This is a genomic window from Kribbella sp. CA-293567, assembly GCF_027627575.1.
In the GTDB taxonomy this organism is placed as follows: domain Bacteria; phylum Actinomycetota; class Actinomycetes; order Propionibacteriales; family Kribbellaceae; genus Kribbella.
Genome location: NZ_CP114065.1, coordinates 3531461 through 3557520, shown reverse-complemented (window position 1 = coordinate 3557520; position 26060 = coordinate 3531461). Strand labels below are relative to the sequence as shown.

General features: G+C 68.6%; 21 protein-coding genes. 3 read left to right on the top strand and 18 right to left on the bottom strand.

Going from position 1 to position 26060, the window contains the following annotated elements:
- Positions 1 to 25 precede the first annotated feature (25 nt).
- The gene (locus tag OX958_RS16455) at positions 26 to 784 is read left to right on the top strand and encodes a hypothetical protein (RefSeq protein WP_270138615.1); all 759 of its coding nucleotides are present in this window, start codon (positions 26 to 28) and stop codon (positions 782 to 784) included.
- Positions 785 to 786: 2 nt separating this feature from the next.
- Here the strand turns inward: OX958_RS16455 and OX958_RS16450 are convergent, their stop codons facing one another.
- The 16 genes from OX958_RS16450 to OX958_RS16375 form a co-directional block, all read right to left on the bottom strand.
- Positions 787 to 1962 (bottom strand): zinc-dependent alcohol dehydrogenase, encoded by a 1176-nt coding sequence (locus tag OX958_RS16450; protein ID WP_270138613.1) that lies wholly within the window; start codon positions 1960 to 1962, stop codon positions 787 to 789.
- Complete coding sequence (locus OX958_RS16445) at positions 1959 to 2405, bottom strand: hypothetical protein (RefSeq protein ID WP_270138611.1); 447 nt, start codon at positions 2403 to 2405, stop codon at positions 1959 to 1961. The genes OX958_RS16450 and OX958_RS16445 overlap by 4 nt, the downstream gene beginning before the upstream one ends.
- Positions 2406 to 2556: 151 nt before the next feature.
- The gene (gene araA / locus OX958_RS16440) at positions 2557 to 4071 is read right to left on the bottom strand and encodes an L-arabinose isomerase (protein WP_270138609.1); all 1515 of its coding nucleotides are present in this window, start codon (positions 4069 to 4071) and stop codon (positions 2557 to 2559) included.
- A 32-nt stretch (positions 4072 to 4103) separates the two neighbouring features.
- Positions 4104 to 4781 carry an L-ribulose-5-phosphate 4-epimerase gene (locus OX958_RS16435; protein ID WP_270138607.1) on the bottom strand — a complete coding sequence of 226 codons (678 nt, stop codon included), beginning with the start codon at positions 4779 to 4781 and terminating at the stop codon, positions 4104 to 4106.
- A complete protein-coding gene (gene araB / locus OX958_RS16430; RefSeq protein WP_270138605.1) occupies positions 4778 to 6463 on the bottom strand; it encodes a ribulokinase in 1686 nt (561 codons plus the stop codon). Before araB ends, OX958_RS16435 begins: the two co-directional genes overlap by 4 nt.
- A gap of 121 nt (positions 6464 to 6584) precedes the next feature.
- Positions 6585 to 7634 (bottom strand): LacI family DNA-binding transcriptional regulator, encoded by a 1050-nt coding sequence (locus tag OX958_RS16425; RefSeq protein WP_270138603.1) that lies wholly within the window; start codon positions 7632 to 7634, stop codon positions 6585 to 6587.
- A 68-nt stretch (positions 7635 to 7702) separates the two neighbouring features.
- On the bottom strand, positions 7703 to 8953 hold the full coding sequence (mmsB, locus tag OX958_RS16420; RefSeq protein ID WP_270138601.1) for a multiple monosaccharide ABC transporter permease: 1251 nt from the start codon (positions 8951 to 8953) through the stop codon (positions 7703 to 7705).
- The gene (gene mmsA, locus OX958_RS16415) at positions 8950 to 10488 is read right to left on the bottom strand and encodes a multiple monosaccharide ABC transporter ATP-binding protein (protein WP_270138599.1); all 1539 of its coding nucleotides are present in this window, start codon (positions 10486 to 10488) and stop codon (positions 8950 to 8952) included. Before mmsA ends, mmsB begins: the two co-directional genes overlap by 4 nt.
- A gap of 73 nt (positions 10489 to 10561) precedes the next feature.
- Positions 10562 to 11701, bottom strand: a complete 1140-nt coding sequence (gene chvE, locus OX958_RS16410; protein WP_270138597.1) for a multiple monosaccharide ABC transporter substrate-binding protein — start codon at positions 11699 to 11701, stop codon at positions 10562 to 10564.
- Positions 11702 to 11904: 203 nt separating this feature from the next.
- On the bottom strand, positions 11905 to 13800 hold the full coding sequence (locus tag OX958_RS16405; RefSeq protein ID WP_270138595.1) for a DUF2264 domain-containing protein: 1896 nt from the start codon (positions 13798 to 13800) through the stop codon (positions 11905 to 11907).
- A complete protein-coding gene (locus OX958_RS16400; RefSeq protein ID WP_270138593.1) occupies positions 13797 to 15656 on the bottom strand; it encodes a heparinase II/III domain-containing protein in 1860 nt (619 codons plus the stop codon). Before OX958_RS16400 ends, OX958_RS16405 begins: the two co-directional genes overlap by 4 nt.
- The gene (locus OX958_RS16395; RefSeq protein WP_270138591.1) at positions 15616 to 16338 is read right to left on the bottom strand and encodes a hypothetical protein; all 723 of its coding nucleotides are present in this window, start codon (positions 16336 to 16338) and stop codon (positions 15616 to 15618) included. Before OX958_RS16395 ends, OX958_RS16400 begins: the two co-directional genes overlap by 41 nt.
- The gene (locus OX958_RS16390; RefSeq protein WP_270138589.1) at positions 16338 to 17228 is read right to left on the bottom strand and encodes a carbohydrate ABC transporter permease; all 891 of its coding nucleotides are present in this window, start codon (positions 17226 to 17228) and stop codon (positions 16338 to 16340) included. Before OX958_RS16390 ends, OX958_RS16395 begins: the two co-directional genes overlap by 1 nt.
- On the bottom strand, positions 17225 to 18127 hold the full coding sequence (locus OX958_RS16385) for a carbohydrate ABC transporter permease (protein ID WP_270138588.1): 903 nt from the start codon (positions 18125 to 18127) through the stop codon (positions 17225 to 17227). Before OX958_RS16385 ends, OX958_RS16390 begins: the two co-directional genes overlap by 4 nt.
- A gap of 4 nt (positions 18128 to 18131) precedes the next feature.
- Positions 18132 to 19400, bottom strand: a complete 1269-nt coding sequence (locus OX958_RS16380) for an ABC transporter substrate-binding protein (protein ID WP_270138586.1) — start codon at positions 19398 to 19400, stop codon at positions 18132 to 18134.
- Between the two features lie 34 nt (positions 19401 to 19434).
- Complete coding sequence (locus OX958_RS16375; RefSeq protein ID WP_270138584.1) at positions 19435 to 20457, bottom strand: hydroxyacid dehydrogenase; 1023 nt, start codon at positions 20455 to 20457, stop codon at positions 19435 to 19437.
- An 89-nt stretch (positions 20458 to 20546) separates the two neighbouring features.
- Between OX958_RS16375 and OX958_RS16370 the strand changes: the two genes are divergently transcribed.
- On the top strand, positions 20547 to 21659 hold the full coding sequence (locus OX958_RS16370) for a substrate-binding domain-containing protein (protein ID WP_270138582.1): 1113 nt from the start codon (positions 20547 to 20549) through the stop codon (positions 21657 to 21659).
- Positions 21660 to 21808: 149 nt separating this feature from the next.
- Positions 21809 to 23803: a glycoside hydrolase family 43 protein gene (locus OX958_RS16365; protein ID WP_270138580.1), complete on the top strand. Its 1995-nt coding sequence runs from the start codon at positions 21809 to 21811 to the stop codon at positions 23801 to 23803.
- Between the two features lie 82 nt (positions 23804 to 23885).
- On the opposite strand, the gene OX958_RS16360 is transcribed toward OX958_RS16365, so the two are convergent.
- A complete protein-coding gene (locus OX958_RS16360) occupies positions 23886 to 25172 on the bottom strand; it encodes a heparin lyase I family protein (RefSeq protein WP_270138578.1) in 1287 nt (428 codons plus the stop codon).
- A gap of 114 nt (positions 25173 to 25286) precedes the next feature.
- Entirely contained in the window at positions 25287 to 26036 is a 750-nt protein-coding gene (locus tag OX958_RS16355; protein WP_270138576.1) for an HNH endonuclease family protein, read from the bottom strand.
- Between the last annotated feature and the right edge of the window lie 24 nt (positions 26037 to 26060).

Sequence of the window (26060 nt, the reverse complement as noted above, 5' to 3'; positions counted from 1 at the left end):
TGTCGTTCAACGGCAAGGACGGTGTGTGACCGTGTCCTTCTTTCCCAACCTGAACCTGGGCCGAAAGCCCGCTGGTGAACAACTGACGGGCGTTCCCGTGCTTTCGCCGGGACGCCATCGCAGCGCCGCCAACGGCGCGTGCTTCATGGAGTTCGCGTCGTTCCTGGCGGGTGAGCGGTGGTCCGATCATCCGGCTTGTACGCATCCGCTGCTCGCCGCGCTGGCCCGGGAGGTCAACGACTGCACGACCGACGAGGGGCGCGGTGCGCTGGTTCCGTTGATTCCGTCGGTGGTCGGTCTGACCAGCGAGGATCCGCGGTTGGTGCCGGCGCTGGTGGTGCGGTGCGTGGGCACGGCGATGGAGTCGGCCTCCGCGGCGGATCAGTTCGTTCTCGTGGTCGCGTTGGTTCGGGCCGAGCAGGTGCTGGCGGAGCTGGAGCAGGCGGCCGGCGGGGACTCGCGCCCGCCGGAGGTTGCCGTGCCGTCGGAGGTTCGGCGCCGGGCGGCGGCCTTCCTCGGGTCGCGCCCGCATCCGCGGCGCACGGCGTACGAGAACCGGGCAGCGCCGCGTTCGATCGCCGCCGCGGTTCGGGCGATCGTCCGGTCCGGTTCGTCGCGGACCGACGCTTTGCTGCGGCGGCTGCTGACCGAGGCGATCGACGAATGCCTGCGGTGGCAGGACAAGCTGGAGCCGGATCGGCGTACACGAGTGGCCGGAGCAGCTGCAGACGCCGCGTGCGGTGACAGCAGCGGGCGCGTGCCCGGCGCTGTCACCGCACGGTGAGGTCAGCCGGCCGGGAGGAAGACCGAGCGGATGTTCCCGTCGGTCTTGTCCTTGAACATCTGGTACCCCTTCGGGCCGTCGGTCAGCGGCATCGTGTGGGTGGCCAGGTGTTCGGTGACCAGCTCGCCGCGGGCCATCCGCTCCAGCAGCATCGGGATGTAGCGCTGCCCGTGCATCTGCGCGCCGCGGACGGTCAGGCCCTTGTTCATCATCGCGCCGAGCGGGAACTTGTCCACGAAACCCGCGAAGACGCCCAGGACGAAGACCGTTCCGCCCTTGCGGCAGTTGTAGATCGCCTGCCGTACCGCGGTCGGGCGGTCGGTCTGCAGCCGCAACTGCTGCTTCACCTGGTCGTAGCCGAAGGACAGCCCAGGACTGTGGGCCTCCATCCCGACCGCCTCGATGCAGACGTCGGGCCCACGGCCACCGCTGCGCTCCTTGAGGTCGGCCGTGACGTCGGTCTGCTCGTAGTTCAGCGTCTCGCAGCCGATCTGCCGGCGAGCTGACTGCAGCCGGTAGTCGAAGCGGTCGATGATGATCACCTGCTCCGCGCCGAGCAGCATGGCGGCCCGGGCGGCCATCTGGCCGACCGCGCCGGCTCCCCAGACCGCGACGACATCACCGCCCTTGACGTTGCCCAGGTCGGCCCCCATCCAGCCGGTCGGGGCGGAGTCGGAGGCGAACAGGGCGCGCTCGTCGCTGACCTCGTCGGGCACCTTGAAGGCACCGATGTCGGCGAACGGCACCCGGATGTACTCCGCGTGGCTGCCGGCGTTGCCACCCATCGCGTGGGAGTAGCCGAAGCAACCACCGGGGTTGGCGCCCCACAGCAGGTCGGTGATCCCGGGATTCGTGTTGCCGTTGTCGCAGCAGGAGTACAGCTCGTTCTTGCAGTACCAGCACTTGCCGCAGGAGATGAACGAGCACACGACGACCCGGTCGCCGACCTGATGGCGGCGTACCTCGGATCCCACCTCGACGACCTCGCCGACGAACTCGTGACCGAGCACGTCGCCCTTCTCCATGAACGGGATGTACCCGCCGAGCAGGTGCAAGTCGGAGCCACAGGTGACCGTCCGGCTCACCTTGACGACGACGTCACCCGGGTTCTGGATCTGCGGGTCGGGGACCTCTTCCACGCTGGTCTCGTTGACACCGGTCCACAGCAGCGCCTTCACAGCCGCCCCTCCCCACGAGCACCGGCAGTCGCCTTGCGCAGCCCGGCGTTCAGCCCGGTGGGCTGGGTGGTGGAGTTGCGGTCCGGCTCCAGTACGTACCCGACCTCGAGCAGTTGCTTGGCCTCCCGCAGCGCGCGCCGAAGGTCTTCCACCGACGGCTCGTTCCTGCCGGTACGCCGAAGCCGCGCCGCCACCTCGGTGCCCTTGTCGCCCGGCGCGGTCGTCAGCCGAATCTCGACCGCGTCGCCGAGCTCGGCCAGCGGTTCGGGAAGCGCCGGCTCGATCTCCTCGATCGGCCGGTAGACCGTCACCACCCGCCAGCGCTCCGGGTCGACCGTCGGCGTGCCCGGCCAGCCGCTGGGTGCCCGCTCGAGCACCTTCCGTACCGCGACAGCACCGGTCGCAGCCACCACCATGGCCGTGTTCCTGATCCGTGAGTTCATCCGCGAAGCCCTCCGCATCGTTCCTCGCCGCCCCTCCTGGCGGCGAGAAACGGGCCGGTACCCCGCCCCTCCCGCTATGGACCGGAGCAGCGTCGATCGGCCGGAAATCGGACGCGCCCGTGCCGGAAATCCCGGCGCCGGCGGCCGGGAGTCAGCCCTTCAGACCGGTGAGGTGGTGGTAGGCGTTGGTCCACTGGAGTTCGCGCTGGAACCCCCGCACGGTGGTCGAGGAGTCGATGACGGCCAGCTCGACCGACAGCATGTCGGCGAAGTCCTCGTAGACCTCGCGGTCGAGCGCTGTCGTCAGGACCGTGTGGTGAGGTGCGCCGGCCACCAGCCATGACTCGGCCGCGGTGGCCAGCGACGGTTCCGGCTTCCAGACCGCACACGCGACCGGGAGCCGCGGCAGGTCCTCGTCGGGCTCCACGACCTGCACGACGTTCGCCGTGAGCCGGAAGCGGCTGCCCAGATCGGCCAGACCGACCACGATCCCGGCGGCGGCATCGGCGGTGAAGCGCAGGCGGACCGGGTCCTCGCGGTCGCCGATGGAGAGCGGATGGATCTCCAGCGCCGGGCGGGTCGAGGTGAGGGAGGGACAGACCTCCAGCATGTGGGCGCCGAGGATCTTCTCCTCCCCCGGCACCAGGTGGTACGTGTAGTCCTCCATGAACGAGGTGCCACCCGGCAGCCCTTCGGCCATCGCCTTACTGCCTCGCAGCACCATCGACGTCTTCCAGTCGCCCTCGCCACCGAAACCGTAGCCGTCGGCCATCAGCCGTTGCACGGCCAGCCCTGGCAACTGGCGTAGTCCGCCCAGATCCTCGAAGTTCGAGGTGAACGCGCCGAACCCACCGGCGGTCAGGAAGGACCGGAGTCCCAGTTCGATCCGTGCGCCGTACCGTAGCGACTCGTGGCGGGCGCCGTCCGGCAGCAACTCGGGCGCGACGGCGTAGGTGTCGGCGTACTCCTCCACCAGCGTTGAGATCTCGGCATCGGTGACCTCGTCGACCACGGTGACGAGATCGTTGACGCTGTAGGTGTTGACCGAGACGCCGAACCTCAGCTGGGCCTCGACCTTGTCCCCCTCGGTCACCGCGACGTCGCGCATGTTGTCACCGAACCGGGCGACCTTGAGCGACCGGAGCTCGGCGACCCCGATCGCGGCGCGAGCCCAGTGCCCTACCCGCTCCTGCACCGACGGCGACTCGACGTGTCCGGCCACGGTCTTGCGCGGCACCTGCAACCGGGACTGGATGTAGCCGAACTCCCGGTCACCATGGGCGGCCTGGTTGAGGTTCATGAAGTCCATGTCGATCGTGGACCACGGCAGCGCGACGTTGGCCTGCGTGTGCAGGTGCAGCAGCGGTTTGCGCAGCGCGTCGAGGCCGGCGATCCACATCTTGGCCGGCGAGAACGTGTGCATCCACGCGATCACGCCGACGCACTCCGGCGTACTGTTTGCCTGCAGCAACAACCGGTGGATCGCGCCGGCGTCCAGCAGCACCGGCTTCCAGACGATCTGGGCCGGCAGCTCGGCGTCGGCGAGCCGCTTGGCCACCACCTGGGACTGTTCGGCGACCTGCTGGAGAGTGCCGGGACCGTAGAGGCCCTGGCTGCCGGTGAGGAACCAGATCTCTCGGGCCGTCTCGCTGGTGTTCACGGGCATGCGGTCCTTCCAGGAGCTGCTGCGGAGAGCTGTCATCGTTGGCCGTACACGTGCTGGTACCGGTCGAAGAGACTGTCGACGGCGGACTGGTCGATCGGGATCGGCCGGCCGAGCTGCCGGGACAGGTGCACCGTCCGGGCGACGTCCTCGCACATCACCGCTGCCTTGACCGCCGCCTTGGCGGTCGGGCCGATGCTGAAGACACCGTGGTTCTGCATCAGCACCGCCGGTGAGCGCGAGTCGCGGAGGGTCTCGACGATGCCGCGGCCGATCGAGTCGTCCCCGATCATCGCGAACGGCCCGACCGGGATCGGGCCGCCGAACTCGTCGGCGCACATCGTCGTGACGCAGGGAACCGGCTCGCCGCGCGCGGCCCAGGCGACGGCGTACGGCGAATGGGTGTGCACCACACCGCCGACCTGCGGCAGCTCGCGGTACACGTAGGCCTGCGCCGCGGTGTCCGAGGACGGCGCGTGCTCACCATCGACGACCCGGCCGTCGAGATCGCAGACCACCATGTTGCCGGGGGTCAGCTCGGAGTAGAGGACTCCACTCGGCTTGATCACCATCAGCTCGTGGCCAGGCACCCGGGCGGACACGTTGCCCGCCGTCCACACCACCAGCCCGTACGCCGGCAGGTGCGCGTGCAGCTCGCTCACCTCTGCCCGAAGCCGCGTAAGAGTCTCTGCGACCGCTGCGACGGCTCTCACTGACTCTCCTCCTTCTGAGGTGCTCCGGCCACAGCAGCCCGGCGAATGGATTTCAGCTTCCGCATCAGCTTGGTCCGGCGGCCGAAGTGCTCGTGCAGTTCGAGGTACAGACCGAACAGCTCGTCGTACGCCGTGGCCCGCGCCTCGTCGGGCAGCTGGACGCCGCGCCTGACCTTGCCCATGCTCTTGGCCGCCGTCGGGACGTCGGGGTAGGCACCGGCGGCCACGGCGGCATGAATGCCCGAACCCAGCGCCGGACCCTGCTCCGAGTCGATGATCGACAGTGGAAGCCTGGTGACATCGGCGTAGATCTGCATCAGCAGTGCGTTCTTGGCCAGCCCGCCGGCGATGATCAGCTCGCGCACCGGTACGCCGCTCTCGGCGAACGTCTCGACGATGACGCGGGTCCCGAACGCGGTCGCCTCGAGCAGGGCGCGATAACAGTCCTCGGGACGCGTGGCCAGCGACTGGCCGACGAGCAGCCCGGACAGTTCGTGGTCGACGAGCACCGACCGGTTGCCGCTGTGCCAGTCGAGCGCGACCAGCCCGTGTTCGGCGACTGCCTGCCCGGCCGCGAGCCGCGTGAGGTGCTCGTGCACCGACTCCCCCGCCGCGGCCGCCGCTTCGTGGTACGACGGCGGTACGGCGTTGTCGACGAACCAGCCGAAGATGTCACCGACCCCGCTCTGGCCTGCTTCGTAACCCCATCGGCCCGCGACGATGCCGCCCTCGACCACCCCACACATGCCCGGCACCTCGCGCAGCGCGTCGGCGCTCATCACGTGGCACGTCGACGTGCCCATGATGGCGACCATCTGTCCGGCGTCCACGGCCTGGGCCGCCGGCGCGGTGACATGTGCGTCCACGTTCCCGACGGCGACCGCTATCCCTTCCGGCAGCCCGGTCCACGCCGAGGCCTCGGCGGTCAGCCGGCCGGCCGCCGACCCGAGCTGACCGATCGGGTGTTCCAGCTTGTCGGCGACGAAACCGCCGAAGCCCGGCGACAGGTGTTCGAGGAAGTCCGTCGACGGATAGCGCCCGTCCTGCAGGATGCCCTTGTAGCCGGCGGTGCAGGCGTTGCGGACGTACTGCCCGCACAACTGCCAGACGATCCAGTCGGCTGCCTCGACCCATCGGTCCATCCGGTCGTAGAGCCGGCGGTCCTCCTCGAACAACTGCAGAGCCTTGGCGAACTCCCACTCCGACGAGATCAGTCCGCCGTACCGCGGCAGCCACTCCTCGCCTCGCTGCCTGGCAAGCTCGTTGATCCGGTCAGCCTGCGGCTGTGCGGCGTGGTGCTTCCACAGCTTGACGTAGGCGTGCGGCCTGTCGGCGAACTCGCCGACCTCGTTCAGCGGCGTACCGTCGGCCAGGCACGGGACCATCGTGCAGGCGGTGAAGTCAGTGGCGATTCCGATCACCGAAGCAGGATCGATGTCTGCCGCGGCGATCGCCGCGGGGACTGCGGTGCCGAGGACCTGACGGTAGTCGTCCGGCACCTGCAGGGCCCATTCCGGTGGCAGCCGCCGGCCGGTTCCCGGCAGCCGGTCATCGATCACGGCATGCGCGTACTCGTGCACTCCCGTGCCGAGTTCGGCTCCGTCGGAGACCCGGACGACGACGGCGCGGCCGGACAGCGTGCCGAAGTCGACTCCGACGACGTAGCGCAGCTCGGAGCTCATCCACAGTCCTTCCTGGTTGCGCCGGACGATCCTTGAGCCAAAGTGTGAGCGTTAACATTGATCACTGTCAAGAACGGCATCCGCGCTGTCTAGGTAGTTGTTAGCGCTAACGAAATCGCCGCTAGCGTCGAGCGGGCCCGGTCTTGGGAGCAGCCGTGGAGTCACGGACGACGAGCGCGGGACGGATCAGCCGGGTCGAGGAACCGGTCTCCCCCTCCAGCGCCCTCAAGGTCAGTTCGACGGCCCGGCGGCCGAGCAGCGAGAACTCCTGGTCGACCGTCGTCAGCGCCGGCCAGAGGTACCGCGCCTCGGGCACGTTGTCGAAGCCGACGACGCTGATCTCGCCGGGAACCTCGCGCCCCTTCTCGTGCAGCGCGTACATCAGCCCCATCGCCATCCCGTCGTTGGCCACGAAGACCGCCGTCACGTCCGGGTCCTCGGCGATCCGCAGTCCTGCCTGGTAGCCACTCTCCGGCGACCAGTCACCGGCGAGCTCAGGCCCGGGCAGAACGTGCCGATCCTCGTGCGCGCGCTGCCACCCGGTCCGCCGCTGGCCGGCCTCGACCCACTCCAGCGGACCGGTCACGTGGGCGACATGCCGATGCCCCAGGTCGAGCAGGTGCTCCACCGCCAGCCGGGCGCCGGCCTCCTGGTCGATGCCCACCGCCATCGGCTGCCCCTCGCTCACCCCCTGGACGACGATCATCGGCACGGGCAGCTCGATCGACACCACCTGTTCGAGCGCCTCGCGATGGGCGACCGCCACCACGATCGCCTCGACCGCCTCGTCCAGCAGGCGGTCCACGGCGTTGCGCAGCGACTGCGCCGAGAAGTCCTCGACCGCGACCAGTGAGACGTCGTACCCCGCTTTGTGGCCGGCGTCCTGGACCGACACCGCGATCATGCTCGGTCCGTGCAGCACCAGATGGGCCGAGATCATCCCGATCCGGTGCGATCTGTTCGTCACCAGCAGCCGGGCGGCGTTGTTGCGCCGGTACCCCAGCTCCGCGATCGCCGCCAGCACGCGGGTCCGGGTCTCGGTCCGGACCAGCTCGGAGCCGTTCAGCACCCGGGAGACGGTCTGGTGCGAGACACCGGCCGCCGCGGCCACATCCGCCATACTCGGTGCCCGGCCCTGTGTCCCGTTGTGTCCCGTGCCCGTTCTCACCATGGGGAAATAGTAAGGAGGTCCACCGGCTGAGCCCCGTTCCTGCGTCGCGGGTCGGCTCGGCGGCCGCCTCAGCGGTCGGCACCGGCGCGGCGTTTGTTGTAGATGTCGAAGGCAACCGCGAGCAGCAGCACCAGGCCCTTCACGACCGACTGGGTCGACTGGTCGATGCCCATCAGCTGCATCCCGTTGCTCATCACCGCCATGATCAGGCCACCGACCATCGCCCCGACCACGGTGCCGACACCGCCCGCGACCGCGGCGCCGCCGATGAAGGCCGCCGCAATGGCGTCCAGCTCGAACATGTTGCCGGCCGCCGGCTGGGCGCCGTTGGACCGGGACGAGTAGATGACGCCCGCGACCCCGGCCAGGAATCCCATGTTGACGAAGATCCAGAAGTTGACCTTGCGGACCTTGACCCCGGACAGCATCGCGGCCGACAGGTTGCCGCCGATCGCGTAGACCTGACGGCCCAGGACGGTGCTCTTGGTCACCAGTCCGTAGACGATCACCAGCACGGCCAGCACGATCAGCACGATCGGCAGTCCCCGGGCGTGAGCGAGCTGCCAGGCGAAGTACATGACGATCGCGGCGACCACCAGCACGCGGGTGACGAACAGCGGGAACGACTCCACCGGCTGCTCGTACCGGATCCGCGCCAGCCGGGTGCGGAACACGCTCACCGCGTACCCCGCGACGGCGATCGCGGCGATCAGCAGGGTGAACGCGTCGTAGCCCTGACCGCCGAGCAGGCCGTTCAGGAAGCCGCTCGCGACCTTCTGGTACTCCGCCGGGAACGGTGACAGCGAGACGTTGTCCAGCACCTGCAGCGTCAGGCCCCGGAACAGCAGCATCCCGGCCAGGGTGACGATGAACGCGGGCATCCCGACGTACGCGACCCAGAAACCGTGCCAGGCACCGACCGCCGTACCGACCGCGACGGCCGCCAGTACGCCGACCCACCACGGCTGGTCGTGCTGGATCACCAGCACGGCCGAGACGCCACCTGTCAGCGCGACGATCGACCCGACCGACAGGTCGATGTGACCGGCGATGATCAGGATCACCATCCCGATCGCGAGCACCAGGATGTAGGAGTACTGCAGGACGATGTTGGTGATGTTGCCCGGGCTGAGCAGCACGCCGTCGGTCAGGAAGGCGAACAGCGCCACGATCACGACGAAGGCGATGTAGATGCCGCTCTGCCGCAGGTTGCGCATGATCAGCGTGCGCGGATCACTGGTTCCGACGTGCAGGGCGACGGCGGGCGCACCGCCGGCCATCGCCTCCTCGGCCGGTACGGACGGTTTCGTGCTGGTCATCCGGCGAGCTCCCTCTCCCTCGTCATGAGCGCCATCAGGCTTTCCTGGGTGGCCTGGCCGGCCGGCAGCTCACCGGTGATCCGCCCGGCCGACAGCGTGTAGATCCGGTCGCAGATCCCGAGCAGCTCCGGAAGCTCGGAGGAGATCACGACGACCGCCTTGCCGCGCGCCACCAGCCGGTTGATGATCGTGTAGATCTCGAACTTGGCGCCGACGTCGATCCCGCGGGTCGGCTCGTCGAGGATCAGCACGTCCGGATCCGTGAACAGCCACTTGGACAGCACGACCTTCTGCTGGTTGCCGCCGGACAGCGTGCCGACCACGTCCATCACGGTGCGGGTCTTGATGTTCATCTCCCGCCGGCCCTCCTCGGCGACCTTGATCTCCTCGTTGCCGTTGACCCAGCCGGCCCGGGCCAGCTTGCCCAGCCCGGCCGCGGAGACGTTGACACGGACATCGGCGATCAGGTTGAGGCCGTACCGTTTGCGGTCCTCGGTGGCGTAGGCGATTCCGTTCTCGATCGCTTCGGCCACCGTCCGCGCCCGCACCTGCTTTCCGTGCAGGAAGAGGCGCCCGCTGATGTTGCGTCCGTACGAGCGCCCGAAGATGCTCATCGCCAGCTCGGTGCGTCCCGCGCCCATCAGGCCGGCGATGCCGACGACCTCACCGGCCCGGACGTCGAAGGCGGCACCGTCGACGACCTTGCGCGCCTGGACCGGGTGCCACACGGTCCAGTCCTCGACCCGGAGCACCTCCGGTCCCGGGGTGGAGTCCCGCTCCGGGTAGAACGTCGCGAGATCGCGGCCGACCATGCCGCGGATGATCCGCTCCTGGGTCGCCTCGCCGGAGCGCATGTCCAGCGTCTCGACGGTACGGCCGTCGCGGATCACCGTGGTGGAGTCGGCGATCGCGGTGATCTCGCTCAGCTTGTGCGAGATCATGATGCAGGTGATGCCGCGGTCCCGCAGCCGGCGGAGCAGTTCGAGCAGGTGGGCCGAGTCGACGTCGTTGAGGGCGGCGGTCGGCTCGTCGAGGATCAGCAACCGCACCTCCTTCGACAGGGCCTTGGCGATCTCGACCAGCTGCTGCTTGCCGACGCCGAGCTCGATCACGGGCGAGACCGGGTTCTCGTCCAGCCCGACGGACGCCAGCAGCTCACGGGCCTCCGCATTGGTCCGGTTCCAGTCGATCAGGCCGCCCCGGCCGCGGCGCTCGTTGCCGAGAAAGATGTTCTCCGCGATCGACAGGAAGGGCACCAGCGCGAGCTCCTGGTGGATGATGACGATCCCGACGGCCTCGCTGTCCCGGATGCCGCCGAACCGCACGGTCCGGCCGTCGAAACCGATCTCGCCGTCGTAGCTGCCGGCCGGATAGACGCCGGACAGCACCTTCATCAGCGTCGACTTGCCGGCGCCGTTCTCCCCGCAGATCGCGTGGATCTCGCCCCGCCGGACGGCGAGCGAGACCTCCGTCAGCGCCTTCACGCCGGGAAAACTCTTGCTGATACCGCGCATCTCGAGCAGTACGTCGTCCATTCGTCCTCCATCCCCTCGGTCCACCGGTGCGAGCGGCCGGGGCCCGGCGGTTCCGCGCCGGGCCCCGGCGCCGTCATTTGGCCTGACCGGCGGCCACCTCGGCGGCCGTGTAGTAGCCGGAGTCGACGAGCTCCTTCTTGATGTCTTCCTTGAAGACGGTCCGGATCGGCAGCAGGTAGGCCGGGACCACCTTGGCGCCGTTCTGGTAGGACTTGGTGTCGTTGGCCTCCGGCGTCTTCTTCTGCAGGAACGCCTCGGCCGCGTTGACGGCCTGATCGGCCAGCAGCCGGGTGTCCTTGAAGACGGTGGAGCTCTGCACCCCGTCCTCGATCAGCTTGATCGACGCGATCTCCGCGTCCTGGCCGGTGATCGCCGGGAGGGCGCCGGCCGTCTTGCCGTAGCCCGCGTTCTGCAGCGCGGTGAGAATGCCGCGGGAGATGCCGTCGTACGGCGAGAGCACGCCACCGACCTTGCTGCCGTCGTTGTAGCTCGACGTCAGCAGGTTCTCCATCCGCTTCTGCGCCGCCTCCTGCTGCCAGCGCAGGATCGCGATCTGCTCGAGCTTGGTCTGCTTGGACTTGACCACCAGCGAACCGTTGTCGAAGTACGGCTTCAGGGTGTCCATCGCGCCCCGGAAGAAGTACTGCGTGTTGTTGTCGTCCAGCGAACCGGCGAACAGCTCGATGTTGATCGGGCCGGTCTTGGCGCCCTTCGAGCCGTCGGCGTTCTCCAGCCCCAGCCCGCGCACCAACGCCTTGGCCTGGGCGACGCCGACCTTGTAGTTGTCGAAGCTGACGTAGAAGTCGACGTTCTGGCTGCCGCGGATCAGCCGGTCGTAGGAGATCACCGGGATCTTCTGGTCCGCCGCGGCCTGCAGCTGGCTGCTGAGCGCGGTGCCGTCGATCGCGGCGACCACCAGTACGTCGGCGCCGCGGGTGATCATCTGGTCGACCTGCTGCGACTGGGTCGGGATGTCATCGTTCGCGTACTGCAGATCGACCTTGTACCCCTTCGCTTCGAGCTTCTCCTTCACCGCCTTGCCGTCGGCGATCCAGCGCTCCGACGTCTGCGTCGGCATCGAGACGCCGATCGTCAGGTCACCGGGCTTCTGACTGGCGGTGTCGGTGGTCGCGCCCGCTCCCTGCCCGCCGCACGCAGCGAGGCCGAGCATCAGCAGTGCACCACCGAGGGTGGCCACGAACTTCTTCTTCACGAACTCTCCCCTTTCCGGACAGGTCCGTCCCGCAACGACGGGATTCGAGCCGAGTGTTAGCGCTCACATATTTGCCCTCAGGCGCCGATCGGTCAAGACATCGGCCAGCAATGCAAGCGTCACGGTCTCGTAACGTCGACGCCGACCAAAGGACCGAGCGGAGCTCAGCCGGCTGATTTGTGAACGTTCACACGCAGTAACTGTCAGCTCGAAGGCAGCGGCAGATCGAGTACGCCGGTACTGCCGTCCGCCCACTCGACCCGAACGGCCGTTCCTGCCACTTCCACCCGCGGAAGCGCCTCGGGCTGTCCACCGGCCAAGCTCACGATCGCCACGTAGCTGCGCCCTGGTGCAGCCGATCCGGTCAGCACCGGGATCGCGGTGTGACCGCCGACGGCGCTCGCGTCCTTCGCCCGTCTGACCTCGGCAGCCTCGAACCCGACGACCGCGGTGAGGCTCGAACCGAGCTCACCAGACCCGACTCGCACAGCCGATCGGTGCTCCGGCAAACTGTCGGCTGGCGGGCGATGACCGGACAGCGGCCAGCCGCTGAACTCGATCGACCACGCCGGGTCCAGGTCGGCATCCGGATCGATCAGGGCGGCTCGAACCTCGTGACTGCCCTTGAGAAGCGAACCCATCGCGACGGCTGGTCCGGCGACGACGCTGCCGGCCCGCCCTGAGCCGTGCCGCGGACTCTGGTCCTCGGTGGTCCGGACCCAGTGCGTCGCGGAGATCGACGTCTGGTCGCCACCTGCCGTGAACCCGTTGCGGTGCGAGGCGCCCAACTCGGGATGGACCACGGCGATGCTGTTCTCCAGGGCCCCGGCCCAGAACGCATCGCTCATCGGTGGCATCGTGTGGGTCGAGTAGGCAAGCCGGGCGTAGAGCGGAGAGTCGGCGCGCGTGTCCCCTGGCACGGAGTGGTCTGTTCCGTGGTTGGCGATGCGGACGATGCCGTCGGACCGAGTACCACTCGCGACCCAGCCGGGCTCGGCAAGCTCTAGGGTGAAGTCGCTTTCCTCCACCGGCAACGGCTCTTCCTTCGCGGTCCAGACGGCGTGATCGGCCGGGAGCATCAACCCGAGCATGCCTTTCACCGCCCAGTACGGTGAGCCCGGGCCGGAGTACGACTGGGCGATCGCCGGCCATTCGCCGTACCAGCCGAGGGTGAGCAGACCACGTTCGTCCGGTACGCCGCGATCGAGGAAGTGGCCGAGCATGCCGGCGGTGGTGCGACGCAACACACCGGGTGACAGATCGGTGGCACCGGTGATCGCGCCCATCCAGAACGGGGCCGCCGCGGCGAACCGGTAGGTCAGGCTCCGCCCTTGCAGCAAAGGCGATCCGTTGCCGCCGACCAGGTGCACGGCGGTCCGCAGGAAGGTGGCCAGCCGCTCTCGCCAGACCGCTTCGAGGCCGGCCGGGCAGAGACTGGGATCCATCGATGCCCAGAGCAACGGATAGACGTGCAGCGCCCAGCCGTTGTAGTGGTCGAAGGCGCGTTCGGGGCCGTCGGCGTACCAGCCGTGGTCACGGGCCAGGGACTCGTGCACCACCAGCCCGCTGTCGATGTCGGCCGGGGACCACGGACCGCCGACCGACTTGAGGAACGTCTCCACCACGATCTGGAACCACACCCAGTTGATCGGCGGATACTGCTCCCCCACCACCGTTGCCAGCCATCCGACGATCCGTTCCCGGTCACGCTCCTGCAGGCGGTCCCACAGCCAGGGCCGGGACAAGTGGAGGCCGAGAGCGATCGAGCAAGCCTCCACCTTCGCCTGACCGAGCTCGTCGGGTCGTGGCCACGCGTGCGGTGACGCCGGATCGGTCCCCGCGCGCAGACCGTCGGCGTACCACTCGGCGTGGCCGTGCGGATCTCTCCCGCCCTCCCCGTGCAGCCTGATGGCCGCGAGCAGGAAGGAGCGGGCGAAGGCCTCCAGCGAGTCGCTCTCAGGTCCGTAGGCGCTGGTTTGTCCCGGCAGATCGATCCGCGCGTGATCGGGAGAGGACCAAGGACGCAGCGACAGCAACAGCTGGTCGGCGACGCCCGCCCAGGAGTCGCGGGTCAGGCCGGTGTAGCTCGCTTCGGTCACTGGGCAGGCTCCTGGAATCTCGTCAGTGTCAACTCGAACTTCTGTGCGCTCGGCGAGGTTGTGAGAACCAGCCGGTGCACCATCGGTCCCCAGACAACGGCGAGCAACTCGTCGTCCACCTCGCGCTGCTCAAGTCTGCCCGGGCCGAGATCCTCGTCCCAGCTCAGCTGCGCGTGCCTCCCGCCGAGCGTCTCGACCACGAGGCGACCGGCGTCGTGAACGACCGGCTGTCCCGCGATCACCAGGTGCTCCACCACCGGGAGACTTCCCGTCCAGGTGTCGACCACCCGAATCATCGCCGCCTCGCGGTCGAGTGTCGCCGCCCGGTGCAGATTCCCGCCGGGGTAGGCCTCCGACAGGAACAGCTCCGCAAGCTCCGCGGCCGCGTCCCGCCGTACGACGAAGCCGGTGGCTCGATGTCGCGCACCCGGTTGCTGCTGATGTCCGCCGATCACCGGGACGTTGTGCCACTCGCTCCGGACCACCCACTGCTCGTAGCGCCGGTCCGAGAAGGAGACAGCGGTGTAGGTCGGCTGACCGAGATCGATGAGCACCGGAGTCCCGTCGAGCGCCGCGATGAACGAACCGACGTCGTTGTGATTGTGGTTCTCGTCGTTGTGTCCGCCCTTGATCGCCAAGGCCCAGCCTTCCGTGCTCGCGGCGAACTCGCGAGCAACCAGCAGTTCCACGTCGGGCAGCAGGGTCGAGCGGGGCAACGGCGGTGAGCCGGCGGTCGCCGCCCACCAGCCGTCGTCCGCCAGCGCCCACAGAGCCCGGCCGAGACCGAGCTCGATCGCCAAGGCCTCACCCCGGTACGCCGCCGCGTGGCTCATCACCTCCGGATCTTCGATCCGTCGGCCCCACTGATGCAGGACCTGCCAAGGCTGCCGGACGGCCGGGCGGCCGGAGCCGTCGCCGACGTTGACATACCAGCCGTCCCCGAGAGCCATCCGCTGCGGATAGCGCGCCAACTCGATGAGCGGAGCGCAGGACCACGGGCCGAAGCCTCCGCCGGTGATCCGGTCGAGGAGTTCGAGCGCCGACGCCAGCCGCGCCGGCCCATGCCACCAGTACGCGTATCCCTCGTCGCACCCACCATCCGCCGGCAGGGACCGCAGGTACCGGTCAAGACCCTCGACGACCAGTCCGAGCACCTGCGTCTGCACCACTGGGTCCGTCTCCAGAAACAACGCGGCAGCGAGCACCTGTCCGTGGATCCAGGGGTTCCAGTTGTGCACGTGACCGTCGAGACCGAGCCAGTGCCAGGTGCGGTCGGCGACGAACGGCCGCAGTACCCGGTGCCGTGCCTCTTCCCGCATCCGGCGACGCAGCCCCGGCACCCGCTCGTCGAGCGCCGGCGCCAGAACCAGGTCGGCCCACGCCAGAATCCCCACCGTCTCGGCGGCGCCCAGGTCCAGATACGGCTGGTCCGGTCTCGCCACCACCTCCCGCTTCGCGGTGGCGAAGGATTCGTGCGCGGCCCAGCACCAGGTCGTCTGCTCACACAGGAGCAGCAGGCCGTCGGCTGCGACGTCGACGTGCTGCTGCTCCCCCGTCAGCGCGGCGGCCAAGACAGCCGCGCTCGTCCGGCGCCGCAGTTCACCAGCCGGTCCCTCGTACGCCGTCCGTACCCCGTCGCGCCAGTAGCGGGCGTAGTCGGACACCAGCGTGTGCGGCCAAGGTCGGCCGCGATCAGCATCCGCTTCGGCAAGGATCGCCGCCCGAGCGACCGGGTCTCGTGACTCCCAGAACGAACGCTGCCGTACGTCGGGAACACCCGCGCGTTCCCTCGCCGACCGTACTGCGGCCTCCTGGTCAGCGCGGTCGATGGCCTGCCATCGGCGAACGAGCGACACCGCTGTCACCTCTCATCTCCTGGGGCAGTCGGGACAACTGGAATCTGGAGTTGACGAAGACCACCCACAGGGCGCAGCCGGGGACGGTCGCCAGGCCGGCCAGCGGAGCCTGACTGACGATCACCGCGGCACCCGCGACGACGGCGGCCGACAGCACACTGAGGTGCGGCCTCCGGACCGTCGCATAGAGCGCCAGCTGGAGGGCCTGCCTGATCGACAGCTCCGGTTCGGTTGCTGTCAGCATCAAAGCGGTCGGAGGTGCCGACACCACCAGCAACGTCACCATCACCAGCAGCGGGACGACGGCCGGTCCGGCCCGCGAACCGGCCAGAGCACGGATATCCGCCATCAGCACGAGGGTCAGCGCGACTGCCAGCATCGAGATGATCAACGCCTTCCGCCCCGAGGCTCGCAACGACCGGAGCAGAACTCCGGCCGAGGGCCGAGGGTCGTCGCTCGACAGGAACCCGAACGCGGCCGCGGCCGCCGGTCCCAGCGGGAGGGCGAGGACGCCGAAGAAGACCGGATAACGCCACGGCTCGGCGACCAGCCCCAGCGCCGCCATCAACGGCAGACCCGCGAGCGCGAGGCAGAGGTTGACCATCAGCGTCCGGTGCGCGAACGACCAGACCAGCTCCCAGGCATCCGGTCGCACGTTCAGGCGGGTGAGCGGGGACGTCATCACTTCAGCCCGCTGGTCGCGATGCCCTGCACGAAGTACTTCTGGCCCAGCAGGAAGATCACCAGGATCGGCAGCACGGACAGCACCGAACCGGTCATGATCATCGCGTACTCCGCGTCGTACAGGCCGACGAACGAGCGCAGTCCCAGCTGGATGGTCCACAGCTTGTTGTCGGTCAGGTAGATGAACGGCCCCATGTAGTCGTTCCAGGTGTTGACGAAGGTGAGCAGCGCCAGGCTGGCCAGGGCCGGCTTCGACAACGGCAGCACGATCCGCGCCCAGATCCCGTACTCGCTCAGACCGTCGAGCCTCGCCGCCTCGCTCAGCTCGTCGGGGATCGTCAGGTAGTACTGCCGCATCAGGAACACCCCGAACGCGCTGAACGCCTGCAGCAGGATCAGCGAGAGGTGCGTGTTCACCAGACCCGCCTTCTGCATGATCACGTACTGCGGCACCATGTAGGCCTGCCAGGGCACCGCGATGGTGGCGATGTAGGCCAGGAACAACGCGTCCCGGCCGGGGAACCGCACCTTGGCGAACCCGTACGCCGCGAAGCTGCCGGTCAGCACCTGCAGCGCGGTGATCGTCAGGCTGAGGAAGATCGAGTTCCGCAGATAGGTGAGCAGCGGGATCCGCTCCCAGATCCTGCCGAAGTTGTCCCAGTGGAACTCCGCCGGGATCCACTGGATCGGCACGCTGAACACCTCGGCGTCGAGTTTCAGCGACGACGAGACCATCCAGGCGAACGGGACCAGCACGGCCGCCGACAGGACGATCAGCAGCAGGTAGGCGAGCAGCCGCCGGACGGAGACCCGTTGCCGGCGACCCGGACCGGGCGGCGCGGGGGCCGGTGCCCGGACGGGAGCCTGGGGAGGCGCGGTCAGGGTCATCGTTCACTCCTTCGCTGCCACCGGAACTGGACCACCGTGATCGTCAGCACGATCACGAACAGCGCCATCGAGACCGCCGAGGAGTAGCCGAACCGGCCCTGGGTGATGCCCTCGCGGAAGATCACCTGCGACAGCACCAGGGTGGATCGGCCCGGTCCGCCCTCGGTCATCACCTGAACCAGGTCGAACACCTTGAAGCTGGAGATCGTCAGCATGATCAGCACGAAGAACGTGGTCGGCCGCAGTGACGGCACGGTGATGTGCCGGAATCGCTGCCAGCCGCTCGCGCCGTCCACCTGCGCGGCCTCGTAAAGCTCGGCCGGAATCGTCTGCAGACCGGCCAGGTAGAGGATCATGTAGTACCCGAGGTCGCGCCACACGCTGGCCAGGATGACGGCCGGCATCGCCCAGGTCGTCGAGGTCGTCCAGCCCGGCGGGCTGTCGATCCCGATCGCCCGCAGGAACTGGTTCACCGGCCCGACCTCCGGGCTGAGCAGCATGTTCCAGACCACCGCGACGGCGACCAGCGAGGTGATGTAGGGGAAGAACAACGCGGTCCGGAAGAACTGCACCGCGCGCAGCCGCTGGTTCAGCAGGACCGCGAAGCCCAGGGCCGCGCAGAGCGTCAGCGGGACGTGCCCGACGGCGTAGTACGTGGTGTTCTTCAGCGCCGTCCAGAAGGTCTCGTTGTGGATCATCCGGTCGAAGTTCTCCAGGCCGACCCACCGGGGGCTGCTGTAGGAGTCCCAGTCCAGGAAGGACAACGCGAGCGAGGCGATCACCGGCACCAGGGTCAGCGCGGCGAACCCGACGAAGTTCGGCAGGATGAAGCTCCAGCCGACCCAGGTGCTGCTCCGGCCGCGGCGTGGCCGGGCCGGAGCGGGCAGTGTGGCGGTCATCGGGTCAGCCGACCTCGTTCTTGACCCGCTTGGACATCTCGGCCACGCCGTCGTCGAGCGACTTCTCCCCCGTCATGACCAGTTCGTGCTCCTCGGTGAGGAGCTGGTCGACGTCCGAGGACTTGTCGCTGACCGGCATCTCCAGTGCCACCTGATCGGGTTTGAACGCCTTCTTCGCCACCTCGTCCTGCGGCACACCCGGCAGGGCGAAGTACGTGTCCAGGATCTTCTGGCTCTGCAGCGCGGGCGTCACTCCGGCCTGCGCGACCGCGGTCGCGCCTGCTTCGCTCGCTGCCCACTCGACGAACTTCTTCGCCGCGTCGGCGTTCTTGGAGTTCTTGTTCACGGCGAAGGCGGTCGGTGAACCGAACGTGGTGACCTTGCCGTCGGTGGCGCGCTGCGGCAGCGGCGCGACTCCCCACTCGACCTTGGTCTTGCCGGCCTTGGTGTCGGCCAGCAGCGTCGAGGCGTACCAGGTGCCCATCGGCATCAGCACGGCCTTGCCGGTGGAGAACATCGTGTTGTAGGTGACCTTCTGACTCGATGCCGTTGCCCAGGGCATCAATGCACCGTGCTGCTGGAGGTCCAGCGTGAGCTTGTACTGGTCCTTGAAGAACCCGTAGTCGCCGCCGAGCAGATCACTGCCCGTCTGGGCCGCCGCCGTCGCCTGCACCACCGACCGCCAGGTGTGCTGGTAGGCGCCGTACACCTTGCCCCCACCGCTGCCCTTGGTCAGGCTCTTGGCGAGCTCCGCGTAGCCGTCCCAGCTGAGGTTGTGCAGCTTGGACTCCGCGACTCCGGCCTGCTCGAGCAGCGCCTTGTTGTAGTAGAGCACCCAGAAGTCCTGGCGGTACGGCAGCGCGAAGTACTTGCCGTCCAGGTCGTACGCGTCCAGCCCGGAGTACTTCGCCGGGTCGAGCTTCTTCGCCTCGTCGGTGAGCGGCACCAGCTGGCCGCGGGTGCCGAACCGCGAGTAGTCGATGACGTTCTTCATCGTCAGCACGTCGGTGGAGTCGCCACCGGCCAGCATCGTGGTGACCTTCTCGGCGTAGTCGTCGGCCAGGATGTCGACCGGCTGGACGTCGATGCCGGGATTGGCCTGCTCGAACCCGTCGATGATCGCCTTGAACTCCGGGGTGGTCGCGTAGTTCCACAGCGCCAGCTTGATGGTCTGTCTGCCGTCGGCCGCCGGTTCGGGCGAGCCGCCACCACAAGCGGTGAGCAGGGCCAGTGCTGCCGCGGCAGCGAGGGTGGGAACGAGGTGTCGCTTCACGACGGTCTCCTTGTACTTCGGACTGCGGACGGGGTCAGGCGCTGAGTGGGAAGGCCTCGGCGGTGATCCGGCTGCGGAGCGGATCACCGGCCAGCCAGCGGGTCAGTTCGTCGAGCGTGTGATCGGTGAGCCGGTGGATCTCGGTGCCGAGCGAGCCGGCCAGGTGCGGGGTGATCATCACGTTCGGGGTGGAGCGCAACGGTGAGTCCGCGGGCAGCGGCTCGGGATCGGTGACGTCGAGGATCGCGAACAACCGGCCCGGCCGGCACTCGGCGGCGAGCGCGACCGAGTCGACCAGCGTGCCGCGGGCGGTGTTGACGACCGTTGCGTGGTCGGGCAGCCGGGCGAGTTCGGCGGCGCCGATCAGGTGGTGGGTGCTCGGCAGCTCCGGCGCGTGCAGCGAGAGCACGTCCACTCGCGGCAGCAAGTCGTCCAGCTCGACCAGTTCGGCTCCGGCCGCGGCGACCTCGGCCGGATCGGCGTACGGGTCGGCTACCAGGACGGTCGATCCCTCGAGGACCCGCAGCAGCTCGACCACCCGGCGGCCGATCCTGGAGAACCCGACGACACCGATCGTCCGCCGGAAGTTGGACAGGTCGCCGTAGCCGCGCGGAAGACTCCAGCCGCGGTAGGCCGTGGCCGCGTCGGCAGCCAGGAACGGCGCCTTCTTGCCGGCCAGGATGACCGCCGCCAGCGTGTACTCGGCCACCGGTACCGCGTTCGCGTCGGCGGCGCTGGTGACCACCAGGTCCCGCGACCAGAACTCGTCGTCGGCCATCGAGCGGACGCTGCCCGCGGCGTGGAAGACGGCTTTCAGCCGCGGCGCCACGGCCAGGCGATCCGCGGTGAGACGCGGTACGCCCCAGGAGGTGATCAGCAGTTCCGCCTCGGCCAGTCGCGCCCGGGCCTGCGGCGAGTCGAGCTCGTCGACCCAGACCGGCTCCGGGAGCCTGACCAGTTCGCGCAGCCGGCCGAGCCTCGGCTGGTCGAAGTGCGCCTGGAAGGCCTCCTGGCTCATCACCAGCAACGCCGGGCAAGCGGTTACCGTTGCGTTCATGTGAACATGAGATGTCTTGACCGATCACAACTTCTACAGCTCGTTCTCAATCGGTCGTAAACGTTCAGACTCGAACAGTGAGGCTCCCGATGTCCGACGAACGTCTCTTCGGGCTGCAACGCCACGAACGCCTGATGGACGAACTGCGCCGGCACGGCGCCGTCCGGGTGAAGGAGCTGGCCGCGCTGCTCGGCGTCAGCGAGCTGACGATCCGGCGTGACATCACCGCACTGGCGGCGCAGAACCTGCTGACCAAGGTCCACGGTGGAGCGACCCTGCCGACCGACCTGGCTCCGGCTTCGGCGCAGCGCCGGCACCGCGCCGCTCCCCGGTTCACCATCGGCATGGTCGTCCCCTCACTCGACTACTACTGGCCGCCGATCGTCGGCGGAGCCCGATCGGCGGCCGCCGCCCAGGGCGTCGCGATCCAGCTCCGCGGCTCGACCTACGACTGGGCCGAGGACCGCCGCCAGATCAGCCGGCTGATCGAGGCCCAGCAGGTCCAGGGCCTGCTGCTCGCGCCGAATCTGGAAGGGGACGGTGTCGGCGAGATGGTCCAGTGGATCGACAACCTGCCGGTCCCGGTGATCTTGGTCGAGCGCCAGCCGCCGCGCTGGACTCCGACCAAGCACCAGCTCGAGTTCGTCCGCAGCGACCACGCTCTCGGCGTCGAACTGGCCGTCCGTCATCTGCACGACCAGGGGCACCGCTCCCTCGGCCTGCTGCTGTCCAAGGGCAGCCCGACCTCGGCCCATCTGGCCCGCGGCTGGGACCTGGTCTGCGCGGAGCTCGGCATTCCAGCCGGCCTGGTGATCCGGGAGTCGGTCACCATGGACCAGCCCGGCCACCGCGACACCATCGCCCAGCTGCTGGCCCAGTGCCGCGCGGCCGGCACCACCGCGCTGGTGATCCACTCCGACCCCGACGCCATGTCCGTCGCCCAGTACTGCGCCGAGCAGGGCATCGCGATCCCCGACGACCTCGCGATCGTTGCCTACGACGACGAGATCGCGCAGCTGGTGGAACCTGCCCTGACAGCGGTTCGCCCGCCGAAGTCGATGGTCGGCCGGATCGCGGTCGAGCAGATGGTCGCGCGGCTGACCGAGGGCCGGCGAAGGCCGAACCAGCGGGTCCTGGTGAACCCCGAACTCGTCATCCGCGACTCCTCGATGCCGCTCCCGTTCGCCCTGCCGCCGGCCTGACGCCGCCGGCAGGTCACTCGCTCCGGACCCTTGACGGCGCGGCCGGACGCGGGCTCTAATCGTCACCACTCGATCGTGTTGACGTAAACATCCCGCTCACTCACACCCTCGCGCCGCCCCGGCGCTCGATCGCTGGTGAGGACCACCCGATGAGATCACGCATGCCCCGCCCTGCCCGGACAGCCGCGATCCTGGGCGCTGTCCTGGTGGCACTGAGCACGGCTTTCACCGCCGGGCCCGCCAGCTCGGCCCCGCCGGAACCGGCTCTCACCCCAGCGGTCGGCCCGCCGCAGTACGAGTCGCTTCGGCCAGGAGCGGAGTGGCGCGACACCTCGGGCAAGGTGATCCAGGCGCACGGTGGCCAGGTCGTGGCCGCGAAGGACCACCGTGGCCGGCGCATCTGGTACTGGTACGGCGAAGATCGCAGCAACGGGTACTTCGACAGCCCGGGCGTGCACGTCTATTCCTCTTCCGACCTGTACAACTGGAAGGACGAAGGACTGGCACTGCGGGCGATGAGTTCGCCGGAGCAGTTCGAGCAGGACAAGTACTTCTCCAAGCTCTACAAGAAGTACACCCCGGCCCAGAAGGACGTCGTCTGGCGCGACCTGTCCACCAACAAGGTGCGCTCCGACGGCTGGGCCGCGCCGTCGATCCTCGAACGCCCGAAGGTCGTCTACAACCAGGCGACCCGCAAGTGGGTGATGTGGGTGCACTCCGACGGCCCGTCCACCCCGGCCAGTACGTCGACCTACGCCCGGGCCGAGGCCGGAGTCGCGATCTCCGACTCCCCCATCGGCCCGTTCCGCTGGATCGACTCCTACCGGCTGAACCGGGTTCCGAGCGACTCGGTGACCTGGTGCGGAAGCGGCCCGGCGTTCGATCCGGCCGGCGGAATGGCGCGCGACATGAACCTGTTCGTCGACGACGACGGCCGCGGCTACCTCATCTACTCGTCCGAGGAGAACCGGACGATGTACGTCTCCAAGCTCGACCGGGACTACACCTATCTGTCGGCCAAGCCGGAGAACGCCGTACAGGGCAAGGACTTCGTTCGCACGCTGGCGTGCAACCAGCGCGAGGCGCCCGCGATGTTCAAGTCCGAGGGGACCTACTACCTGGTGACCTCGGGCGCGACCGGCTGGGATCCGAACCCGGCTCGCTACGCCACCGCCACCAGCATCCTCGGGCAGTGGACCGACCGGGGGAATCCGATCAGCGGGGACGGTGCCGCGACCACGTACCGCTCGCAGAGCACCAACGTCGTCCCGTACGACGCCGCGGCCGGAAAGTACTTCTACATGGGCGACCGCTGGACGCCCGACGATCTGGTCAACGCACCGTACGTCTGGCTCCCGATGAGCTTCGGCGAGGGCGGCAGCCTGTCGATCGGCCGGGATCAGGAGTGGAAGCTCGGCGACCTTCAGCCCTACCAGCGCTGGACCGTCGACACCGCCCTGCCGGATCACGTGTGGCTGAACGACATCACCACTCTCCCGGCCGAGGTCACGGTGAAGACCGGTCGGCGATCCCAACAGGTGGCCGTGACGTGGGACCGGTCGACGATCGCTCAGCCCGGCCCGGCGAATCTCCGCGGCACGCTGGCCGACGGACGCACGTTCACCCGATCGATCGTCGTGGTGCCTCACCACGTGCGCTACGCGGTGAACGCCGGTGGTGCGGCCACCGCGGATTGGCTGAAGCTGACACGAGCGGCCGGCAGTGAGGGCGCCCTACTGAACTCGATCCCGGAGCAGCCGACCGGGACCGACCCGGTCACTGGAACGACATGGGGTTACACCGGAGCGAGCGGCACCAGCGGCACGTCGACCGGCGACCTCTACAGCACCTTGCGGTACGCCAAGAACCACGAACCACTCGTCTACACCTTCGGCGGGCTCGAGCCCGGGACCTACACCGTGCATGCCGGCTACCACGACCCCTGGCCCTGGGCGAACCGCGCGGCGAAGGTGTCGGTGAACGGCACGACGGTCGACGCGGAACGACTGTTCACCAGCGCGAACGTCGCGGCGCAGTACGCCGGAGTCGTGGTCGGGGCCGAGGGCAACATCACTGTCACCGTCGCCCCGACCCGCTCACCGGACATCCAGGTCAGCTGGCTGATGATTGCCCGCGACAACTGATCGACGCAGTACGCCGAAGGGTGGCGCCGGCCGGAGCCGTCGCCACCCTTGCGATCAGTTGCCTTTGGCAATATTCGTGCGGTCAGCCCAGCAGTTTGAGTTCGCTGATGCTCGCCCAGTCGTTCTCCGGGTTCTGCCAGAAGGAGACCCGGACGTAGCGGGCGTCCCGTGCGGCACCGGTGAACTTCCAGGTCTCCAGTTGCATGGTCTTGCCGGAACTGCGGCCCTCCCAGGCCTTGGTATAGGTGACATTGTCGGTGGAGGTGTACACAGTGAAGTCGTTCCACCGCTGGTTGCCGCGGTGCCACGCGACCTGGGCGGCGCAGAGCTTGCGGACGGAGCCGAGGTCGGCGTACAGCGCGGCGCCGTACCCCTGACCCGACCACCTGGTCAGCAACCGGCCGTCGAGCACGTTCTTCGGCGGGTTGGCTGCTTCGGAGGTGGAGGCGAAGACGTTCTGGATCGGCAGGGCGGCCGGAGCCGTGCAGGTCGGCGGCGGTGGCGGCGGAGGCGGCGGGGTTCCGCCGCCCTGGGCCGGGTCGACGTCGGCGTAGGTGGCGTTCTCGTTGCCGAGCCGCAGCGCGTCGTAGTACAGGACTCGCTTGCGGGTGTCCGACGGCGGGTTGTTCGTGTTCTTGTTCTTGTTCCAGTCCCACTTGTAGATGCCGAACTTGAAGTACGGCGAGCGAGGACCCTTGGTGAAGGTCCGGCCCTTGTAGGCGGGCACCATCCGCTGGCCGTTCTTCCAGATCTCCAGCACCCCGTCGTTGCCGGTGGACCACTTCACGTGGAAGACCCAGTCGGTCCACTGCGTCGGCTGGTAGGCGCCCAGGTCGAGGATGTTGCCGAGGAAGTCGATCTTCCAGTTGCCGCGCTCCGTCATCAGCGCCAGCGGCGGTGACCCACCGTCGCAGCCCTGGTCGACGTTGTCGCAGTCGTGCCACTGCGAGACGATGTCGCGCGAGCGGTCCGGTGCGTAGTCCGCGGCCAGGTTGATGCTGAAGCCGTACCACCGGTCGGCGGTGCGGGGCTGGTTGTCATTCTGACTGAGCTCGGTCCGGGTGCCGTTGTTGGCGAGCGGATCGGTCGAACGGAGCTCGAACCGGGCCACGGTCCCGCCGTCCCTGGCCGGGGCGCCGGCGACGGTGGTGATCGCGTACGGCCGGGTCGTGCTGGTGGCGCCGCCCTGCTTGATCCAGCCCGGCGGCGCGGCGTTCGGCAGCGTCAGATCGGCGGGGTTCTCCCAGTTCAGGGTGCGGAAGACGCCGGCCGGATCGGCCTGGGCAGCTCCTGAGACAGCGATCACGGTGGTGACGAGGCCCGCGGTGAGCACTGTGCCCACCGCGGCCTTCCAGAACGGTCTACGCATCAGATCTCCTCTTTCCGGGGCCGTTGGCGGGGCCCCTTCAGAGCATGCGATCGAAACACCGGGCAGCGCGTGAGCACTCGATGCCCAATTTCGGGCCAGGAGGCCCGGCTGCTCCTAACGGCAGATGTGGGTGATGGTTCTGGCGGAGTCGCGGTCCGCCGCGGTGATCGGGAGCGACCACTTGCGGGCGACCTGGAGGTAGCGCAGGACATAGGTGCAGCGGTAGGCGCGGTTGATCGGCAACCACTCCCCCGGTCCGGAGTCGCTCTTGGAAGCGTTGGCCGGGCCGGAGACGGCGATCAGGTTCGATGCTGCGTCGTTGGCGAAGTCGACGCGGCGTTGCTTCGGCCACTTGGCGGCACCCATGTCCCAGGCGCGCGAGAGCGGATAGATGTGATCGATCTGGATCTCGGCCGCGGCCTCCTTGCGGAACTCGAGGCGCTTGCCGGTGTACGGCTCGGCGACCAGGGTGCCGGCGATCACCACACACTGAGACCTGCCGCGGTACTTGCGTGCCTGCAACTGCGCTCCGAGGACGTCGTTGCGGGTGTCGCAGCCGTTGTGGCCGCCGAGTCCGGCGTGGTCGTCCGACCAGGCCTGACCGAACTGGTCGCGCCGGTACCCCGGTGCCTCAGGGCGGATCGCCAGAACACGTACGCGACCCAGCTCGGCGATGATCGCCTTCGCCGTCCCAGTGACCGGGACAGGGCTCGACGAAGCGGTGGGCCGGGAGGGTGACGGCTTCGATGGACGGGTGGACGGAGTAGGCGACGAGCGTGGTTCTGCTCCGGCCTGGGGGAAGGAACAGCCTGCGAGTACGACGGGAACCAGCACAAGCATGGCTGTGAGAAGGCGGTGTTTCACCGGGCGGACAGTACCGGTGTTTCC

What these genes read in the sequence shown, in the direction of transcription:
- OX958_RS16445 (WP_270138611.1), bottom strand. Translation starts at nt 2,405, where the DNA reads ATGAACTCACGGATCAGGAACACGGCCATGGTGGTGGCTGCGACCGGT.
- araA (WP_270138609.1), bottom strand. Translation starts at nt 4,071, where the DNA reads ATGCCCGTGAACACCAGCGAGACGGCCCGAGAGATCTGGTTCCTCACC.
- araB (WP_270138605.1), bottom strand. Translation starts at nt 6,463, where the DNA reads ATGAGCTCCGAGCTGCGCTACGTCGTCGGAGTCGACTTCGGCACGCTG.
- OX958_RS16425 (WP_270138603.1), bottom strand. Translation starts at nt 7,634, where the DNA reads ATGGTGAGAACGGGCACGGGACACAACGGGACACAGGGCCGGGCACCG.
- mmsB (WP_270138601.1), bottom strand. Translation starts at nt 8,953, where the DNA reads ATGACCAGCACGAAACCGTCCGTACCGGCCGAGGAGGCGATGGCCGGC.
- mmsA (WP_270138599.1), bottom strand. Translation starts at nt 10,488, where the DNA reads ATGGACGACGTACTGCTCGAGATGCGCGGTATCAGCAAGAGTTTTCCC.
- OX958_RS16395 (WP_270138591.1), bottom strand. Translation starts at nt 16,338, where the DNA reads ATGACGTCCCCGCTCACCCGCCTGAACGTGCGACCGGATGCCTGGGAG.
- OX958_RS16390 (WP_270138589.1), bottom strand. Translation starts at nt 17,228, where the DNA reads ATGACCCTGACCGCGCCTCCCCAGGCTCCCGTCCGGGCACCGGCCCCC.
- OX958_RS16385 (WP_270138588.1), bottom strand. Translation starts at nt 18,127, where the DNA reads ATGACCGCCACACTGCCCGCTCCGGCCCGGCCACGCCGCGGCCGGAGC.
- OX958_RS16375 (WP_270138584.1), bottom strand. Translation starts at nt 20,457, where the DNA reads ATGAACGCAACGGTAACCGCTTGCCCGGCGTTGCTGGTGATGAGCCAG.
- OX958_RS16370 (WP_270138582.1), top strand. Translation starts at nt 20,547, where the DNA reads ATGTCCGACGAACGTCTCTTCGGGCTGCAACGCCACGAACGCCTGATG.
- OX958_RS16365 (WP_270138580.1), top strand. Translation starts at nt 21,809, where the DNA reads ATGAGATCACGCATGCCCCGCCCTGCCCGGACAGCCGCGATCCTGGGC.
- OX958_RS16360 (WP_270138578.1), bottom strand. Translation starts at nt 25,172, where the DNA reads ATGCGTAGACCGTTCTGGAAGGCCGCGGTGGGCACAGTGCTCACCGCG.